This is a genomic window from Hyphomicrobium zavarzinii ATCC 27496 (assembly GCF_000383415.1).
GTDB lineage: Bacteria > Pseudomonadota > Alphaproteobacteria > Rhizobiales > Hyphomicrobiaceae > Hyphomicrobium_C > Hyphomicrobium_C zavarzinii.
In genome coordinates this window covers 618,342-633,082 of record NZ_KB911255.1, presented here as the reverse complement: position 1 = coordinate 633,082, position 14,741 = coordinate 618,342, and the positions used below count along the sequence as shown (strand labels likewise).

General features: G+C 62.6%; 13 protein-coding genes. 11 read left to right on the top strand and 2 right to left on the bottom strand.

Annotation, left to right across the window (positions count from 1 at the left end):
• Window positions 1-75: 75 nt before the first annotated feature.
• The 11 genes from secA (at window position 76) to F812_RS0102850 (ending at window position 12,734) form a co-directional block, all read left to right on the top strand.
• On the top strand, window positions 76-3,030 hold the full coding sequence (gene secA / locus F812_RS0102900) for a preprotein translocase subunit SecA (protein ID WP_020084456.1): 2,955 nt from the start codon (window positions 76-78) through the stop codon (window positions 3,028-3,030).
• 525 nt (window positions 3,031-3,555) lie between these two features.
• The gene (locus F812_RS0102895; protein ID WP_020084455.1) at window positions 3,556-3,726 is read left to right on the top strand and encodes a Flp family type IVb pilin; all 171 of its coding nucleotides are present in this window, start codon (window positions 3,556-3,558) and stop codon (window positions 3,724-3,726) included.
• Window positions 3,727-3,921: 195 nt separating this feature from the next.
• Window positions 3,922-4,095 (top strand): Flp family type IVb pilin, encoded by a 174-nt coding sequence (locus tag F812_RS25885; protein ID WP_020084454.1) that lies wholly within the window; start codon window positions 3,922-3,924, stop codon window positions 4,093-4,095.
• Between the two features lie 33 nt (window positions 4,096-4,128).
• On the top strand, window positions 4,129-4,629 hold the full coding sequence (locus tag F812_RS0102885) for an A24 family peptidase (protein ID WP_020084453.1): 501 nt from the start codon (window positions 4,129-4,131) through the stop codon (window positions 4,627-4,629).
• A 109-nt stretch (window positions 4,630-4,738) separates the two neighbouring features.
• Entirely contained in the window at window positions 4,739-5,542 is an 804-nt protein-coding gene (gene cpaB, locus F812_RS0102880) for a Flp pilus assembly protein CpaB (RefSeq protein WP_020084452.1), read from the top strand.
• Window positions 5,543-5,579: 37 nt separating this feature from the next.
• Complete coding sequence (locus F812_RS0102875; RefSeq protein WP_020084451.1) at window positions 5,580-7,166, top strand: type II and III secretion system protein family protein; 1,587 nt, start codon at window positions 5,580-5,582, stop codon at window positions 7,164-7,166.
• A gap of 23 nt (window positions 7,167-7,189) precedes the next feature.
• Window positions 7,190-7,933 (top strand): CpaD family pilus assembly protein, encoded by a 744-nt coding sequence (locus F812_RS0102870; RefSeq protein WP_020084450.1) that lies wholly within the window; start codon window positions 7,190-7,192, stop codon window positions 7,931-7,933.
• A gap of 14 nt (window positions 7,934-7,947) precedes the next feature.
• Complete coding sequence (locus F812_RS0102865) at window positions 7,948-9,255, top strand: AAA family ATPase (RefSeq protein WP_020084449.1); 1,308 nt, start codon at window positions 7,948-7,950, stop codon at window positions 9,253-9,255.
• Between the two features lie 10 nt (window positions 9,256-9,265).
• Entirely contained in the window at window positions 9,266-10,735 is a 1,470-nt protein-coding gene (locus F812_RS0102860) for a TadA family conjugal transfer-associated ATPase (protein WP_020084448.1), read from the top strand.
• Window positions 10,728-11,738, top strand: a complete 1,011-nt coding sequence (locus F812_RS0102855) for a type II secretion system F family protein (RefSeq protein ID WP_020084447.1) — start codon at window positions 10,728-10,730, stop codon at window positions 11,736-11,738. Before F812_RS0102860 ends, F812_RS0102855 begins: the two co-directional genes overlap by 8 nt.
• 18 nt (window positions 11,739-11,756) lie before the next feature.
• On the top strand, window positions 11,757-12,734 hold the full coding sequence (locus F812_RS0102850) for a type II secretion system F family protein (protein WP_020084446.1): 978 nt from the start codon (window positions 11,757-11,759) through the stop codon (window positions 12,732-12,734).
• A 170-nt stretch (window positions 12,735-12,904) separates the two neighbouring features.
• Here the strand turns inward: F812_RS0102850 and F812_RS22315 are convergent, their stop codons facing one another.
• Both F812_RS22315 and F812_RS0102840 read right to left on the bottom strand, forming a co-directional pair.
• A complete protein-coding gene (locus F812_RS22315) occupies window positions 12,905-13,918 on the bottom strand; it encodes a tetratricopeptide repeat protein (protein ID WP_020084445.1) in 1,014 nt (337 codons plus the stop codon).
• A 114-nt stretch (window positions 13,919-14,032) separates the two neighbouring features.
• Complete coding sequence (locus tag F812_RS0102840; protein ID WP_020084444.1) at window positions 14,033-14,689, bottom strand: glutathione S-transferase family protein; 657 nt, start codon at window positions 14,687-14,689, stop codon at window positions 14,033-14,035.
• Window positions 14,690-14,741: the final 52 nt, after the last annotated feature.

The following is a 14,741-nucleotide window of genomic DNA, read 5'->3' as shown; positions in this document are numbered from 1 at the left end:
GGGCGAGCGTGACGCTCGACCATCCGGACGCGCCGTGCGTTCCCGCCAAGTCCATGATTTTGAGGAATTATCTTGATGCTCTCTCTCGGCACGATCGCCTCGAAGATCTTCGGCTCATCCAACGAGCGGAGAATCAAGACCTTCCGCTCGCGGGTGGAGGCCATCAACGCCCTCGAGCCCGAAGTGTCCAAACTGACGGACAGCGAGCTGCGCGCCCGCACCGAAACTTTCCGTGAGCAGTACCGCAGCGGCACCTCCCTGGACGATCTTCTGGTCCCGGCGTTCGCCACCGTGCGCGAGGCAGCGAAGCGCACCCTCGGCCAGCGCCACTTCGACGTTCAGCTCATCGGCGGCATGGTGCTCCACGAAGGCAATATCGCCGAGATGAAGACGGGCGAAGGTAAGACGCTCGTCGCCACCCTCGCTGTGTATCTCAACGCACTTGCCGGCGAAGGCGTCCACGTCGTCACCGTCAACGACTACCTCGCCAAGCGCGACGCCGAGTGGATGGGCCAAGTCTACCGCTTCCTCGGCCTCACCGTGGACACCATCGTCCACGGCCTCGACGACGAGCAGCGCAAGGCCGCCTACGCCGCCGACGTCACCTACGCGACCAACAACGAGCTGGGCTTCGACTACCTCCGCGACAACATGAAGTTGCGCAAGGACGACATGGCCCAGCGCGGCCATGCCTTCGCCATCGTCGACGAGGTGGACAGCATTCTCATCGACGAGGCGCGGACGCCGCTCATCATTTCGGGTCCCCTGGAGGACCGCGCCGACCTTTACGTGGCCGTCGATAAGCTCATCCCCAAGCTCACCGCCGAGGACTACGAGCTCGACGAGAAGCAGCGCCAGGTTTCGCTCAACGAGCTCGGCAACGAGCGTATGGAGCAATTCCTCGCCGAGGCCGGTATGCTCAAGGGCTCGCTCTACGACATCGAGAACGTCTCGCTCGTCCATCACGTCAACCAGGCGCTCAAGGCGCACAAGCTGTTCCAGCGCGACAAGGACTACATCGTCAAGGCGGGCGAAGTGGTCATCATCGACGAGTTCACGGGCCGCATGATGCCCGGCCGCCGCTATTCGGAAGGCCTCCACCAGGCGCTCGAAGCCAAGGAGAACGTCGAGATCCAGCCCGAGAACCAGACGCTGGCCTCGATCACCTTCCAGAACTACTTCCGCCTCTACAAGAAGCTCGCCGGCATGACCGGCACCGCGCTGACGGAAGCGTCCGAGTTCATGGACATCTACGGGCTGGAGGTTGTCGAGATTCCGACCAACCTCAAGATCTCGCGTATCGACGAGGACGACGAGATCTACCGCACGCAGAAGGAAAAGCTCGCCGCCATCGTCACGACCATCGCGGACTGCGCGCGCCGCGGCCAGCCGATCCTCGTCGGCACCACCTCGATCGAGAAGTCGGAGCAGTTGTCCGAGCTGCTCAAGGACAAGACCTACATCATGAACCTGGGCCGCTCGCTGCTCTCGCAGGCCGAGAAGCTCAAGGAGGCGAAGGACGGCAAATCGAGCGCGGAATCGGATCTCAAGGCGTATTTCAACGACATCGGCGCCTATCTGATCGAGATTGGCTCGGCGAAGACCAAGGGCGACGCCATCGCGCATCAGGTTCTGAACGCTCGCTACCACGAGCAGGAAGCCGGCATCATCGCCCAGGCGGGCGTCCCGGGCGCCGTGACGATCGCAACCAACATGGCCGGCCGCGGCACGGACATCCAGCTCGGCGGCAATGCGGAGTATCAGGTACGCGACTGGGTCGCCGAGGAAACGGCTGCGGGACGCACGCCCTCCGAGGACGAGATCGCGAAGAAGCGGGCCGAGATCCTGGCCGCAATCGAGGGGCGCAAGAAGACGGCCCTCGAAGCCGGCGGCCTCTACGTGATCGGCACCGAGCGCCACGAAAGCCGCCGCATCGACAACCAGCTTCGCGGCCGCTCTGGCCGTCAGGGCGACCCGGGCCGCTCGAAATTCTATCTCGCGCTCGACGACGACCTGATGCGCATCTTCGGCTCCGACCGCATGGACAGCGTGCTGAAGACGCTCGGTCTCCAGGAGGGTGAGGCGATCACCCATCCGTGGATGAACAAGAGCCTCGAGATGGCGCAGAAGAAGGTCGAGGCCCGCAACTTCGACATCCGCAAGCAGATCCTGAAGTACGACGACGTGATGAACGACCAGCGCAAGGTCATTTTCGACCAGCGCAAGGACATCATGGCCGAGGACGACGTGTCCGAGACGGTGAAGGATCTGCGCCATCAGGTGGTGAACGATCTCGTCAGCCGCTTCATCCCCGAGCGCGCCTACGCCGAGCAGTGGAACATGACGGAGCTGAAGGAGGCCATGCTGGCCATCTTCGGTCTCGATCTACCGCTCCAGGAGTGGGGCGCGGAGGAAGGCATCGCCGACCAGGAGATCCTGGAGCGTCTGATCGCGGCCGTGGACGAGAAGGCCGCGAAGAAGGCCGCCGACATTGGCCCGCCCACTTACCGGCAGATCGAGAAGATGGTTCTCCTGCAGACCCTCGATCACCTCTGGCGCGAGCATCTCGTGACGCTCGAGCACCTGCGTCAGGTCATCGGCTTCCGCGCCTACGGCCAGCGCGATCCGCTGAACGAGTACAAGAGCGAGGCCTTCGTGCTGTTCGAGAGCATGCTGGCACGCCTGCGCGAAGCAACGACCGGCCAGTTGATGCACGTGGAGCTCGCCCCTCCGGGCGAAGCCAACCCCGAGCTCGAGGAGCGTGAGCTTCCCGAGATGCACGCACACCACCTCGACCCCACCACTGGCGTCGACGAGATGTCCGAAGAGTTGGCGATGGTCGACGCAGCCATCGCAGCGCGGGGACGGGGCAGCCGCACGCCCGAGAAGCGGGCCCCCCTGCAAACCCGCAAGGCCGCAGGCGCCGTGGATCCCTCCGAGCCCGCAACCTGGGGCAAGATCTCGCGCAATGCGCCCTGCCCGTGCGGCTCCGGCAAGAAGTACAAGCACTGCCACGGCAAATACGAATAGCCGCCGGCCCACACGAGCTTTCCGGGAAGACACGAGGCCCGTCCTGACACGCGTCAGGGCGGGCCTCGTCCTTTGGGGATGCGTAAAACCCTTCGCGCCCCGAGCGGCGAAGGCGGCCGCCTCGGCTTTACTTGCCCGTCCCGAAGACTGCGCCTGCTCCAATTTTCGAGCGGAGACGGTCCGAAAAACAATCCGTTCGCTACCGGCGGATACTCCCGGTATGTCGCGCAAGCAAAAATGCGGAAAAACGAATTATTAATTATAATCGAAGCATGGTTTTCGGCGAATTATCACGAGGTAACAAATAGTAAACCAGGAATTACATAGGGATATACTTCACATAACTTGGAAAATTGCAAGTTTTAGTCTTTAGATTAGCAAGTTAGTAGGATTTGTTTATCTAGACATCTATCGCTTTTACATCGCTTTAACGACCCAAGCGTACCTTGTCCCTAGTTCAGACGCGCCGGGCAGCACCGCGCAACGAACTATAAGAATTGAAGTCGACATTGGGAGTTTTGAGTCATGACCAACATTTTCTCGCGTTTCCTGAAGGATGAGTCTGGCGCCACCGCGATCGAGTACGGCCTGATCGCTGGCATCATCAGCGTCGGCATTATCTCGACCCTTGGCCCGCTTGCCGACGCACTCAACGGCGTGTTCGGCAAGATCACGGATGACCTCCCCTCCAACTAAGCCGCGAACGGGATTGGCTTCAAGACACTCAATCCCACAAGGACCATCTGAGGAAACCCTCGGATGGTCCTTCGCTTTTCCGCAGCTTTGCATCTCCGTGAGGCCCGAGAAATGCGTCGCCTGCACACGCCATTAATCTTCGTGAGATAGGATTGAAGAGTGAGCCGAGAGGCACTCGTTGTGTCGGAAGCAGGCATGAAAATTCTTCTCAAGAAATTCTGGACGGACGACCGGGGCGCTACCGCGATCGAGTACGCGCTGATTGCAGGTGTAGTGTCGGTCGGCATCGTCGCCAGCCTCCACGAGATGGCTCCCTTGATAAATGCCCAGTACGAGAATATTAGCGACGCATTCGATCAGGGCCAATAGCGTCAAATCGCTTTTCGGATAGAGGAAACGCCCGTGTTCGAGTACGCGTTGCTCATGGTATTTCCGGCGCTTCTCGCGTTCGGCGGCGCCTACGATCTTTTGACGATGACGATCCCCAATCGCGTCTCGCTGGCGCTCGTCGGCTTGTTCCTGGTTGTAGCGATGATCGCGGGTCTCTCTATCGAGCAGATTCTCTCTCACTTCGCGGCCGGTCTGCTCGTTCTCGCAGCCGGTATCGCCCTGTTCGCCATCGGCGGCTTCGGCGGCGGCGACGCCAAGCTCCTGGCCGCGGCAGCACTGTGGATCGGCTTCGAGCAGCTCCTGCCGTTCTTGGTCTACGTCACCTTCTTCGGTGGCCTTCTCGCCTTCGCCATCCTGTTCTATCGGCGTCTCCCGCTCCTCGGGGTCTATGCTCCGGAATGGGCCATCAAGCTCCACAAGCAAGGCGGCGGCATCCCTTACGGAATTGCCATTGCCAGCTCGGCACTTCTGGTCTGCCCGAAGACGGCCCTTTTTATAGCATCAGCCGTCTGATCATCGTCCAAAACGGAACAGACATTAACGCCGCGTTGACGTTTGTCCTTCAAACTTTGGCTTCTAGGCACAAGGTTCGGCCATAAGGCCGTATGGGACAACGCGCGCAATGAAACGGCCCCAGCTCATTGGACTTGCCATCGCGGCGACTGCTGGCCTCATGGCATTCATGATGGTGCGCGGCCTCGTGAGCAAGCCGCCCGTCCAGAAGACCGTTGAGGTCAAGGTGAAGTCGAGCGACGTCCTCGTCGCGCGCACCGACATCGGTCTCGGCCAGATCACCAACGACAGCCTGTTCCGCTGGCAATCCTGGCCCGAGGAGACCGTAACGGCGGGCTTCATCACCCGCACCGCGCAGCCGGATGCCATGACGCAGCTTGCAGGCTCGATTGCCCGCGCGCCCATCATGGCCGGCGAGCCCATCACGCAGCAGAAGCTCGTCAAGGCCGGCCAGGGCGGCGTTCTCGCCGCCATCCTGCCCGCGGGCATGCGCGCGATCTCGACGCGCATCAAGGAGGAGACGGCCGTCGGCAATCTCATCCTCCCCAACGATCGCGTGGACGTCATCCTGATTCGCCGCTTGAGGGGCAGATCTGGCCAAGAGGAGTATGTGAGCGACCTCCTGTTCGGCAACGTCCGCGTACTCGCCATCGGCCAGCAGATCGAGACCAAGGAAGGCAAGAAGACAGCCGACGGAGCTGCCACGACGGCAACTCTCGAGCTGACGGCCCGCCAGGCCGAGCTTCTCGCCCTCGGAAACTCCATGGGCGACATCAGTCTCTCGCTGCGTTCGATTGCCGATCTCGATGTCAACCAAGGCCCGACTGCGGGCATCGACCCATCGGTCAAAGAGAGCACTGCAATTCGCGTCCTGCGTTATGGAACTGCATCGCGTTCGTACGGCGTAAACTGAGCACTTCTCGAGTTTTAGTCCGTCAAAAGGCGATAACATGCGCATTCACGTCGAACCGTCGGCTCGCTATGCCTTGGCATGGTCTGCCGCGCTCGTCTTAGGTCTGGTCCTCGCATTCCACAGCCCGCGCGCGCAGGCTGGGGGCGATTTCGTGCCTCCGCCGGGCTCTCAAAGCTCTGTCCTGCGCATCAGCGGTGGAGAGGCCTTGCCCCAATCGCGCGCCGTGCGCATCGGCCGCAACAAATCGCTTTTGGTAGAATTGCCCGTCGATCTCCGCGACGTGATGGTGTCCTCGCCCGATATCGTCGACGCCGTGGTCCAGTCGTCGAGCCGCGTACATCTGATCGCCAAGAAAATCGGACAATCCAACGCGTTCTTCTTCGATGCCAACGGCGAGCAAGTGCTCACGCTTGAAATCAGCGTGGAGCAGGACACGGCCGTGCTCGACGCGCTGCTTCAGCGGCTGCTGCCCGGTGCCAACATCAAATCTGAGATCCTGAACGATACGGTCATCCTCACCGGCACCGTCCGCACGCCGGTCGACTCGAACCGCGCGAGCGACATCGCCTCCCGCTTCATCGTGGCGACGCCCGAATCCGACAAGCGCGACAAGAACAAGGTTGTGAACCTGCTCGGCGTCGAAGGCGAGGAGCAGGTCATGCTCAAGGTCGTCGTCGCCGAGGTTCAGCGCGAGCTGCTGAAGCAGTTCGGCATCAACCTCGCAGCTGACATCAACGCCGGCAACTTCACCTGGAGCCTGCTGACGGCCAACGCGCTCCCGCTGACGACCGCAGCCGGTCTCGGCGCCCTCCCCATATTCGGCGTCTCGACTGCCGGCGATCCGAACGACCCCGCTGTAGCCTGCGGCGCGGGACAAGGCTGCGTCTATAATCAGGGACCTGCCGCAAACAGTTTCGGAAACTCGGGAACGGTCTCGAACTGGAGTTCGAGCGACGTCAAGCTCGGCAAGGCCATGCGCGCACTTGAGCGCGATGGCCTCGTTCGCACGCTGGCCGAACCCAATCTGACCGCGATTTCCGGCGAGCCCGCCAAGTTTCTCGCGGGTGGCGAGTATCCGATCCCGGTGAAGGACTCGAACGGCCAGACCACTGTCACTTTCAAGGAGTTCGGTGTTGGCGTCGCCTTCACGCCGACGGTCCTCTCCGAGGGCCGCATCAGCCTCAAGATCGAAAGCGAGGTGAGCGAGCTTTCGAACGCGGGCGCGATCGTGCTCGATTCCACCTCGATCCCGGCCCTGAAGAAACGCCAGGCGAACTCCACCGTCGAGCTTCCCTCGGGCGGCTCCATCGCGCTCGCGGGCCTCATCTCCGACGACGTGCGCCAGAATATCGACGGCTTCCCGGGCCTCAAGGACGTACCCGTGCTCGGCACGCTGTTCCGCAGCCGCGACTTCATCAAGCGCGAGACGGAGCTCGTGGTCATCGTTACGCCGTACCTGGTCAAGCCCGTTGCCCCCAAGGATCTCGCGAAGCCGCTGGACGGTCTCGCCGAGTCCAGCGATCTGCGGGCCAACTTCATGGGTCACTTGAATCGCATCTACGGCACCGAGAGCGTGGCCCCCGCGGGCGACCTCAAGGGCGACTACGGATTTATCGTGGAATAGTGGGCGAGCCTGGAGACGCAATCATGGATTACGCACTTGCTTCGCCGCCAGAGAAACGCGCCCCCGCGCGCTTTCGCCCGGTCTCTTACGCGCTGATCGCCTTCCTGGCGACCGCTCTCGCAGGATGTCGCCATGACTACGACATTGGCGCGCCCCAGGTCGCGGGCTGGTCGATGGTGGACGCGACCCAGCGTCACCCGATCATCGTCTCCCAACAGCCCCAGACGATGCAGCTCCGCGTCGGAGCCTCGTCCCGTGGACTGGCGCCCCGCCAGCGCGCCGAGGTGCTGGAGTTCGCCGACCGCGCCCGCGCAAGCGACGCCGGCAACAGCCGCGTGATCATCCAGGCTCCCGGCGGCGGCTCCAACGAGATCGCCGCCATGCACGCGGTCGGCGAGATCCGCCAGATCCTGAGCGACAACGGATTTGCGGAATCCTCGATCGCCATCGAGGCCTACCATGCCGCAGAAACCGCCGACGCTCCGGTGCGCATCTCGTATCTGCGCTATGTCGCCGAAGCGCCGACGTGTGGTTATTGGCCGACCAATCTGGCTCGCGAGCCCAACAACGGAAACTATCCGAATTTCGGCTGCGCCAATCAGCACAACCTCGCCGTCATGGTCGCGAACCCGGGCGATCTCCTCGGCCCGCGCACCGAAAGCGATCGCCCAGGCGAGCGCAGGGACACAGCGTGGGACAAGTACGTGAGGGGTGAATCGACCGCTTCGAAGAAGACCGACGACGAGAAAGTAAAGATCGCAAAGTGACGGTAGGCGCAGCCATGTCCAAGTCTTTGAAAGGTTCGGCAACGGAAGCGTACGACGCGCTCTCGCCCTTTGCCCTTGAGGCAGAAGGCGCGGAGACGCCGGCGCTGAGCGATCGTGCACGCCCCCTGCCCCGCATTTCGATCCAGGCCTTCTGCGAGACGCCCCAAACGGCGGAGGCACTGCAGGCCGCCTCCGAGGATCGGCGCCTGAGCAAAGCCCACGTCACCATCCAGATGGGCGGCGCTCCCGCCGCTGTCGCCCACTATCAGGAAAGCCCCACGCCGAACCTCATCATTCTGGAATCGCACCTTCCCCACGGCGAGCTCGTGGCCACGCTCGAAGAGCTGGCTCAGAGCTGCGATCCGGGCACGAAGGTCGTGATCATCGGCTCCACCAACGACGTGGTCCTCTACCGCGATCTCATGAAGCGCGGCATCTCCGAATACCTCGTGGCGCCCATTTCGTCGTTCGAGCTGATGGAGTGCTTGTCAGGGCTCTATAACAACCCGGATTCCGATCCGGTCGGCCAAGTCTTCGCCTTCATCGGAGCCAAGGGTGGCGTAGGTTCGTCCACCATCTGCCACAACGTGGCGTGGACACTCTCCGAAGCCCTCGCGACCAACATCGTCATCGCCGATATGGATCTCGCATTCGGCACGACTGGGCTCGACTTCAACCAGGATCCCGTCCAGGGCATCGCCGATGCGCTCCAGAACCCCGACCGTCTCGACGAGGTTCTGCTCGACCGCTTGCTGACCACCTGCTCGAAGCATCTCTCGATCTTCGCCGCGCCTGTCGTGCTTGATCGCGACTACGAAATGTCGCCCGAAGGATGCGAGACGGTGATCGACGTCGTGCGCCAGAACGTGCCGTTCGTCGCCGTCGACCTGCCGCACACCTGGGCGCCGTGGACCAAGCGCCTCCTGCTCCAGGCTGACGAGATCGTCATCACGGCCATCCCCGATCTCGCCAACCTTCGCAACGCGAAGAACATCATCGATCTCGTGAAGACCGCGCGCAAGAACGACGCCGCGCCCCACCTGGTGCTCAACATGGCCAACATGCAGAAGCGCCCCGAGATCACGCCGAAGGAGTTCGAGAACGCGCTCGATCTCAAAACCCTCGCCGTGATCGATTTCGACTGCGAGAACTTCGGCCAGGCCGCCAACAACGGTCAGATGGTCGAGGAATACAACAGCAAGGCGAAGGCACCCCAGGCCTTCCGCGACATCGCCATGGCGCTTGCGCACCGCAAGGAAGTGAAGGTCGAGAAGAAGTCGCCGCTCGCCCCACTCCTTGAAAAGCTCAAACTCATGCGTTGACGGAGACCTCATGTTCGGCAGACGCACGAATGAACCCGGCGCCCAACGTAAGCTGCCCGCACCCTCCGCGGCGCCGGCCCCTGGGCCTGCGCCCGCGTCCGCGCCCCCGCCTCCGTCCGCGGCCGTGCCCTCGCGCGCGGAGCCCGTTGAGCAGCAGCGCCACCATTCGGAAGAATACTACGACGTAAAGACGACCGTCTTTAACGCACTCATCGACACCATCGACCTCACGCAGCTCGCGAAGCTCGACTCCGCGGCCGCGCGCGAGGAGATCCGCGACATCGTAAGCGAGATCATCCAGGTCAAGAACGTCGTGATGTCGATCGCGGAGCAGGAAGAGCTGCTCGAGGACATCTGCAACGACGTGCTGGGCTATGGCCCCCTCGAGCCCCTGCTCGCACGCGACGACATCGCCGACATTATGGTCAACGGCGCCACGACCACCTTCATCGAGGTCAACGGCAAAACGCAGAAGACCGGCGTGCGCTTTGCCGACAACCAGCAGCTCATGAACATCTGCCAGCGCATCGTGAGCCAGGTCGGCCGCCGCGTTGACGAAAGCAGCCCCATATGCGACGCGCGTCTTCCGGACGGCTCGCGCGTCAACGTCATTGCGCCCCCGCTCGCCATCGACGGCCCTGCGCTCACGATCCGCAAGTTCAAGAAGGATCGCCTGACGCTCGAGCAGCTCCAGAAGTTCGGCGCTATCACGCCACAGGCAAAGACCATTCTCGAGATCATCGGACGTGTTCGCTGCAACGTTCTGATCTCAGGCGGCACGGGTTCAGGCAAGACCACGCTTCTGAACTGCCTCACCGGCACCATCGACCACGACGAGCGCATCATCACCTGTGAGGACTCGGCCGAGCTTCAGCTCCAGCAACCCCACGTCGTGCGCCTCGAAACGCGCCCGCCGAACCTCGAAGGTGAAGGCGAGATCACCATGCGCGATCTCGTCAAGAACTGCCTGCGTATGCGCCCGGAGCGGATCATCGTCGGCGAGGTCCGCGGCCCCGAAGCTTTCGACCTTCTGCAGGCCATGAACACCGGCCATGACGGCTCCATGGGCACGCTTCACTCGAACAGCCCGCGCGAAGCACTGAGCCGTCTGGAATCCATGATCATGATGGGCGGCTTCACACTCCCCATCAAAACCATCCGCGAGATGATCGTCGGCTCCATCGACGTCATCATCCAGGCCGCGCGTCTGCGCGACGGCTCGCGCAAGGTGACCCACATCACTGAGGTCACCGGCATGGAAGAGGACATCATCACTCTCCAGAATCTCATCGTCTACGAGATCACAGGAGAGGATGCCAACGGCAAGCTGACCGGACGCCACAGGTCGACGGGCATCGCACGGCCGGCATTCTGGGACCGCGCTCAGTACTACAAGGAAGAAAACCGGCTGGCCGCGGCCTTGGCTGCGGCCGAGGTGCTGGATACCAACGGCAATCCCATGGGAGAAGGCCGTGATTGATGCCGGCGCGATGCCACTGCTGACGGCTCTTGTCGCGGCGGTCGCCATCGCGGCGACGGCCTACGCCGTCATGTATCCCTATATTTCGAGCGATCGCGCAAAGGACAAGCGCGTCGCGAACGTGACGGAATCGCGCGCCAAGAAGATGTCGACGCGCTCGGCCGCCGAAGTGGCGGCAAACCGCAAGAAGCAGGTTGCCGAAAGCCTCAAGGATATCGAGAACAGGCAGAAGGCGCGCGAGAAGGTTTCCTTGCGCCTGCGCCTCGAACGCGCGGGCCTCGACGTCGAGCCGAAGATGTTCTGGATCGCGAGCGCTGTCTCGGCCGTCCTCGTCACCATCCTTGTCGTGAGCTTCCTGCCGGCCTCCACATCGTCGTTCCGGCCGATGATCATGATCGCCACCCTGATCGTCGGCGGCCTCGGCATTCCCCGCTTCGTCCTCTCCAAGATGATCGCGCGCCGTCAGAAAAAGTTTTTGGCGGAGCTTGCGAACTCGATCGACGTCATCGTGCGCGGCATCAAATCCGGCCTGCCGTTGAACGAATGCTTCGGCGTGATCGCCCGCGAGGCCCCCGAGCCTGTCGCCAGCGAGTTCCGCGAGACGATCGAGCAGCAGCGCATCGGCGTGTCGCTCTCGGAAGCTCTCGATCGTCTCACGCTGCGTATGCCCCTTCCAGAGGTCAAGTTCCTCGCCATCGTGATCGCGATCCAGCAGCAATCCGGCGGCAACCTTGCCGAAGCGCTCGCCAACCTTTCCGGCGTTCTGCGCGATCGCTTCAAGATGGCCATGAAGGTCAAGGCTCTTTCGGCCGAAGCGAAGGCGTCCGCCATGATCCTCGCCGCCCTGCCACCGGGCGTCATGTTCATGGTGTACTCGTCGTCGCCAGATTACATCAGCCCGCTGTTCACGACGCGAACGGGAAACCTTTTCATCCTCGTCGGCCTAACCTGGATGCTGATCGGCGTGCTGCTCATGCGCAAGATGATCAACTTCAAGTTCTAGTCTCGAAAGAGCGCTGCCATGCAAGACCTCATAGATACACTTATATCTCCGCAGTTTCTTGCGACGATGCTGGCTGCGGTTTCGGTCTTCGCCACCATACTGGCGGTCGTGATGCCGATCCTTGCGCGCGACCAGATGAACCAGCGCATGCGCGTCATGGCGCTCGAGCGCGACGCGTTGAGGTCCAAGCGTCTGGCAGAGCTGAACAAGGAGCGTGCGGGCCAAGGCAGGCTGCGGCAGGCGCCGAAAGGCTTCATGCAGCAGATCGTCGACAAGCTCAATCTGAGAGCCCAGTTCGACAGCGAGGAGCTGCGCAACAAACTCAAGATGGCAGGTCTCAGAGGCCAGGCGCCGCTCGTGGCCTACATGTTCTTCCGCGTGGCAGCCCCGCCGCTAGCCTTCATCGTCACGCTGCTCTACCTGTTCTTCGTCGCCGAAATCGAGGCGTCGTCGAATATGAAGCTGCTCTATTCAGTCCTTGCCGCCGGCGCCGGCTATTACCTGCCCAACGTGTTTATCGAAAACCTCACGCAGAAGCGCCAGCAAGCCATCAAAATAGCGTTCCCTGAAGCCCTCGACATGCTGCTGATCTGCGTCCAGTCCGGCATGTCGGTGGAAGCGTCTTTCGGGAAGGTGGCAAAGGAAATCTCGAACCAATGCGTCGAGCTGGGCGAGGAGCTGTCTCTGACGACAGCCGAGCTCTCCTATCTGCCGGATCGGCGTCAGGCCTTCGAGAACCTCGCCAAGCGAACGAACCTTCCGAGCGTCAAGGCGGTCACCACCGCGCTCGTGCAGGCAGAGCGCTACGGCACGCCCGTGAGCCAGGCCCTCCGCGTGATGGCCAAGGAAAACCGCGATATGCGCATGGCTGACGCCGAGAAGAAGGCAGCGGCCCTGCCCCCGAAGCTCACGGTGCCGATGATCGTATTCTTCCTGCCCGTCTTGTTCGTCGTGATCCTCGGTCCCGCCGCGATAACCTTCTGGAAGATGCAATAGTCTCGCTGAACGGTCCCGGCCCCCTGGCGCGTCACATGGCGGAGAATTGCCGCTAGCCTGGCGTCATCACGCACCCAAGCACGGAAAAGCCGGCGAACAGAGCGCCGGCTTTCGTCGTCGATCATCGATGAAGTAGGCGCAAGCGCCTGGGTATGCCCAGGTGGCGCTCGTTACTCCGCGGTGAACAGAGAGGCTGCGTGATCCGGCTCCGTACGGCCACCGAACCCGGTCTCGATGTTGCTCGACCGGAGCGCGGGCGCCTGGGCAGCAACCGGCGTCGGCGCCTTCACCTGGGCCTTGGCCACAGCCGTTGACCAGGAAGGCTCCTGCGCCGGCGTCTCACGTGGCGTCCGGGCGGGCGCCGAAGCCGGTGCAACAGCCTTGGCATCGAGCTTCACCATCTTCTTCAGAAGCGCGGTATTCGCCTGCGCATCGCTCGGCGAGAGATCCACTGAAGCCGTCCTCGTCGCTTCGTCGTACTTGCCCTGAAGGCCGAGCACGAGCGCCAGGTTCTGCCGAACCTTCGCGTTCTCGCCACCCGTCGCCGAAGCCTGCCGCAGAAGCTGCTCGCCACGATCCGCTTCGCCGCTCATGGTGTAGGCGAGCGCGAGATTGTTCAGCACGGACGGATGTCCGGGATTGAGCGCCTGCGCGCGTTCATAGTACGAGATCGCCTCGCGATAGCTGCCTTCCTTGGCCAGCACCGTGCCGCGCGCAAGGATGACGCGCCAATCGGGATTGGCAGGATCGTCCGCCACCGCGAGCACCTTCTTCGCAACGCTGACTTGATCGAGATCGAGCGCAAGGCGGCCATAGTCCGCAGCCAGGCGCCGGTCCGAGCCATGGATCAGCGACGCCTGCTGCAGCACGGCCAGCGCCTCGCGCTTCTGCCCCATCACCTTGAGGTTCTGCGCATAGGCGAGCGCTGCATCGAGATCGCGCGGGTTCTTGGAATACTGCTGTCCCCAATACTCGGTGGCCGCACGCGGATCGCTGGGCTGCTGAGCTTGGGCCGTCTCGGTAGCTGCGGGCGCCGTGTCGGGAGCCAGCGCGGAAAACAGCCCCGCGCTTTCCTCGCCGCCGATCTGAGCGCACGCACCGAGCAGCAGACTGGCCGCGATGGCTGCGAGCACACCGACGGGACGTGCCCTCTTCGGCATCGCAAGCGCGTCGAGGTCGGCCATGAATGTCTCCACTGCTCGTCGGTCACGGGGCGGGGCGCGCCTTATGCGCCCGTCTCCCGTCACTTTCCGATACAGCAGTCAATAAAGCCTTAACCGATCCGGCAGGGCCGCGCCCTAACCCGCGACTTCGGCCCGCGCCCCTCTGATCCACTCCTCGATGGCGGGAAGCGAGAGGATTGTATCGACGTAAGCCGCCGCCGTGCCGTCATCGCCGAACGCCCCGAGATCCGCAACATAGGTGCGGAAGCGCGAGGCCACCGGCGCGAACATGGCATCCGCGATCGAGAAGCGAGAGAACAGAAACGGACCATCGCCGCCGAACCGCTTGCGGCTGTCCATCCAGAGCTCGACGATCCGCCGGATGTTCGCCACCACCGCATCGGGATGCTCGGGCTTGGGATCCTGCGAGAGGATCTTCATCGGGCAGTGCTCGCGCAAGGGCTGAAAGCCCGAATGCATTTCCGCGCTGACCGAGCGCGCCACGGCTCTCGCCCTGACATCCGACGGCCACAGTGCCTTATCAGGATGGCGCTCGGCGACGTATTCGAGAATGGCGAGACTGTCCCAGATCATGAGATCGCCCGACCACAGCACCGGCACCTTTCCCGCCGGCGAATGCGCCAGGATCTGCTCCTTCGCGTCCGTGGCGCGGAGATTGATTCTGACCTCTGTGAAATCGATCCCCGCCTGCTTCAAGGCGAGCCAGGGCCTCAGGCTCCAGCTCGACGTATTCTTGTTGCCAATGACGAGTCGATATCCTTCAGCCGCCATCCTGAGCCGTCCTCTTGCGATTGTGTTTCCCTGCGTGTCTGGGGATAATGCC